Origin of the sequence: Salipaludibacillus sp. CF4.18 (assembly GCF_051262595.1) — a bacterium.
Lineage (GTDB): Bacteria > Bacillota > Bacilli > Bacillales > Salisediminibacteriaceae > Salipaludibacillus > Salipaludibacillus neizhouensis.
In genome coordinates this window covers 1-2,821 of record NZ_JBIMEV010000119.1, presented here as the reverse complement: position 1 = coordinate 2,821, position 2,821 = coordinate 1, and the positions used below count along the sequence as shown (strand labels likewise).

The 2,821-nt window shown below is 40.9% G+C and carries 2 protein-coding genes and 11 tRNA genes; 1 reads left to right on the top strand and 12 read right to left on the bottom strand.

Annotated elements, in window-relative coordinates; all coding sequences use genetic code 11:
* Positions 1–209: 209 nt before the first annotated feature.
* From ACHABW_RS25565 to ACHABW_RS25510, 12 genes are all read right to left on the bottom strand, one after another.
* Positions 210–286: transfer RNA gene (locus tag ACHABW_RS25565), tRNA-Ile, on the bottom strand.
* Positions 287–323: 37 nt separating this feature from the next.
* Positions 324–397, bottom strand: a tRNA-Gly gene (locus tag ACHABW_RS25560).
* Positions 398–434: 37 nt separating this feature from the next.
* A tRNA-Pro gene (locus ACHABW_RS25555) sits at positions 435–511 on the bottom strand.
* A gap of 31 nt (positions 512–542) precedes the next feature.
* Positions 543–619 (bottom strand) — tRNA-Arg (locus tag ACHABW_RS25550).
* 8 nt (positions 620–627) lie between these two features.
* Positions 628–713: transfer RNA gene (locus ACHABW_RS25545), tRNA-Leu, on the bottom strand.
* Between the two features lie 21 nt (positions 714–734).
* Positions 735–819: transfer RNA gene (locus tag ACHABW_RS25540), tRNA-Leu, on the bottom strand.
* A 7-nt stretch (positions 820–826) separates the two neighbouring features.
* A tRNA-Asp gene (locus ACHABW_RS25535) sits at positions 827–902 on the bottom strand.
* A gap of 19 nt (positions 903–921) precedes the next feature.
* Positions 922–997: transfer RNA gene (locus tag ACHABW_RS25530), tRNA-Val, on the bottom strand.
* Positions 998–1,041: 44 nt separating this feature from the next.
* A tRNA-Glu gene (locus ACHABW_RS25525) sits at positions 1,042–1,116 on the bottom strand.
* Between the two features lie 12 nt (positions 1,117–1,128).
* Positions 1,129–1,219: transfer RNA gene (locus ACHABW_RS25520), tRNA-Ser, on the bottom strand.
* A 3-nt stretch (positions 1,220–1,222) separates the two neighbouring features.
* Positions 1,223–1,297: transfer RNA gene (locus tag ACHABW_RS25515), tRNA-Asn, on the bottom strand.
* Between the two features lie 297 nt (positions 1,298–1,594).
* Positions 1,595–2,068 carry a SprT family protein gene (locus tag ACHABW_RS25510; protein ID WP_435759838.1) on the bottom strand — a complete coding sequence of 158 codons (474 nt, stop codon included), beginning with the start codon at positions 2,066–2,068 and terminating at the stop codon, positions 1,595–1,597.
* Between the two features lie 264 nt (positions 2,069–2,332).
* On the opposite strand from ACHABW_RS25510, the gene cmpA reads away from it, so the two are divergent.
* On the top strand, positions 2,333–2,473 hold the full coding sequence (gene cmpA, locus ACHABW_RS25505) for a cortex morphogenetic protein CmpA (protein ID WP_110939276.1): 141 nt from the start codon (positions 2,333–2,335) through the stop codon (positions 2,471–2,473).
* The last annotated feature ends 348 nt before the right edge of the window (positions 2,474–2,821 follow it).

Genomic DNA, 2,821 nt, shown 5'->3' with positions numbered 1-2,821 from the left:
TTTTCTCAATCGGTTTGTGTTGCTGTCGTTTTTAGCGACTCAATTAATATACCACGATATGATCAAACAATGCAACACTTTTTTAAAAGTTTTTTTAAAAGAAATAACTTCCAATACAGAATAATTGTTCTCTTCTATAGAAGGAAAGTCACAAAAAAAGAACCATTTCATTAAAAGATGACATAGTTCTTGAAAAACATCTAAAGTATTGGTGGGCCTGAGTGGACTCGAACCACCGACCTCACGCTTATCAGGCGTGCGCTCTAACCAGCTGAGCTACAGGCCCTCAAAAAAGGTTGTCAAATCAAGTGATATGATTAAATTGGAGCGGGTGATGAGAATCGAACTCACATCATCAGCTTGGAAGGCTGAGGTTTTACCACTAAACTACACCCGCATATTAAGATAAAAAAATTCCAATAGAAAAATAAAAGTGGTCGGGAAGACAGGATTCGAACCTGCGACCCCTTGGTCCCAAACCAAGTGCTCTACCAAGCTGAGCTACTTCCCGATGGTGTTTCAAGTAAATCATATAAAAATTATGGTGCGCCCGAGAGGACTCGAACCTCTAACCTTCTGATTCGTAGTCAGATACTCTATCCAATTGAGCTACGGGCGCATTGTATATGGTGCGGTCGAGAAGAGTCGAACTTCCACGGGATTTCTCCCACTAGGCCCTCAACCTAGCGCGTCTGCCATTCCGCCACGACCGCATATAAGCTTTTTAAAGAATATGGTGCGGGTGGAGGGAGTCGAACCCCCACGCCCGAAGGCACTAGATCCTAAGTCTAGCGCGTCTGCCAGTTCCGCCACACCCGCATATTCATGGCGGTCCCGACGGGATTCGAACCCGCGCTCTCCTGCGTGACAGGCAGGCATGTTAACCGCTACACCACGGGACCACAAATATTTTTAAAATAATGGTGGAGGATGACGGGCTCGAACCGCCGACCCCCTGCTTGTAAGGCAGATGCTCTCCCAACTGAGCTAATCCTCCATGTTTTTCAATAAACAGTAAAACTCTTTCATACTAAGCGTAAATGGTGACCCGTACGGGATTCGAACCCGTGATACCGCCGTGAAAGGGCGGTGTCTTAACCGCTTGACCAACGGGCCATGAAAATTTACTGGCGGAGAAGGAGGGATTTGAACCCTCGCGCCGCTCACACGACCTACACCCTTAGCAGGGGCGCCCCTTCAGCCACTTGGGTACTTCTCCATATGGCTCCACAGGTAGGATTCGAACCTACGACCGATCGGTTAACAGCCGATAGCTCTACCACTGAGCTACTGTGGAATAATGTGTTTGATTGTTAATAAGCGAAAACTTCTTCACCTAAGTCTTTTCAGATCCTCAGATATTCTAATATACAATTCGATTTTCCTTCAAACTCAATTGCTTTATCTAAAAACCAATTATCGAGTTTTACAAATCTCATTGCAGTCTCTTTAACAATATTACTAGCAAGCTTCTTCGTTGCTTCGTCTTTGTTACGACGAATTAGATTGTAACGAATCCGGCTCATCGTGTCAATAATATTTTGCGCTTGTCTTGTAAGCGACTTTTATAATGTACCATATCCTAAATATCTCGTCAACGGTTTTTCTCAGATAGAGTTTCTACTTTTATTAAACGACCTTTACACTTGCCACATACAAACCGTTTAGTATTAAAGCGTCGTTTGCGCGGAAACTCAATCTTACAGCCTTTACATCGATATATATGCACGATTCGTGACTGATTACGACCATTAGGAATTGTTTGACAATGCCTGCTCCCTCCAACCTTTACCAACAAATCTTTAAACTCTTTATCTTTATGCTGGTATCCTCTTCCTTCTATATGAAGATGGTAATGACAGAGCTCATGTTTAATAATATTGACTAATTCTTCTTCCCCGTAGTATTCATAATGCTTGGGATTAATGTCAATATTGTGTGAACCAAGTGCATAGCGACCGCCTGTTGTCCTTAATCTCGGATTAAAAAAGGCAGTATGTTTAAATGGCTTATGAAAATACATAAGCGATAGTTTTTCAGTTAGTAATTGTAATTGTTTGTCTTCCATCATGTATCTTTCCCCCAGAAGCCTCTTCCTTATAATAACGGCTATGCAATTTCATTGTTATGTTGTAAATCCGTGGAATTCTTGTGAAAAACGATCCTTAGCCCGAGGTGACATCCCCGAATAATAATCAGTGATTCCGTGATAACTGCATTCAAAGATAAAAAAGCCTAATAAATAGATAACAAAGACAATCATACCTACATATCATATTAATAGAACAGTCGTTAAATATAAAGAGATAATTATTGGAGAGGAGGAATCTAAATGCCGTCATGGTTAAAACGGCAATTACTTGAAGCCTACGCCAAGAAAGATTTTAGAAAAGTAAAGACTCTTAACCAATGTTGGTTTTATTATAAGAATTTACACTATCCCGGTGAACAAGATAAAAAATCTTCTTATTAACATACCAGTTGGAGCCACCATCTCTTTTTACTTACTGATATCCAATAGCTTCAGCAACAAAACTTATCAATATGATAATTCCCATCACTCTTATAGACAATAGAATCTCTTGCCTAAGAAAACCTTGTGACTCCTCTCCTAATCCTGGCTTTTTTTGAAAAGTTTTAAGTAGCGATGGCTACGATTCGTCAGGCTAAAACAAACGCTGCAAATGCAGCTGGAATAAACTTTCCAGTGAGACTTGAAGTATTACCCGAGAAAAGCAGCCACCTGGAGAGAATCCGAGCCTCGGACAACCACATCTAAAATCTAAGATTTTTATAAGTTATCATGAAAAAAGACCACTCC

Coding starts and splice junctions, on each gene's coding strand:
- ACHABW_RS25510 (WP_435759838.1), bottom strand. CDS start 2,068: ATGGAAGACAAACAATTACAATTACTAACTGAAAAACTATCGCTTATG.
- cmpA (WP_110939276.1), top strand. CDS start 2,333: ATGCCGTCATGGTTAAAACGGCAATTACTTGAAGCCTACGCCAAGAAA.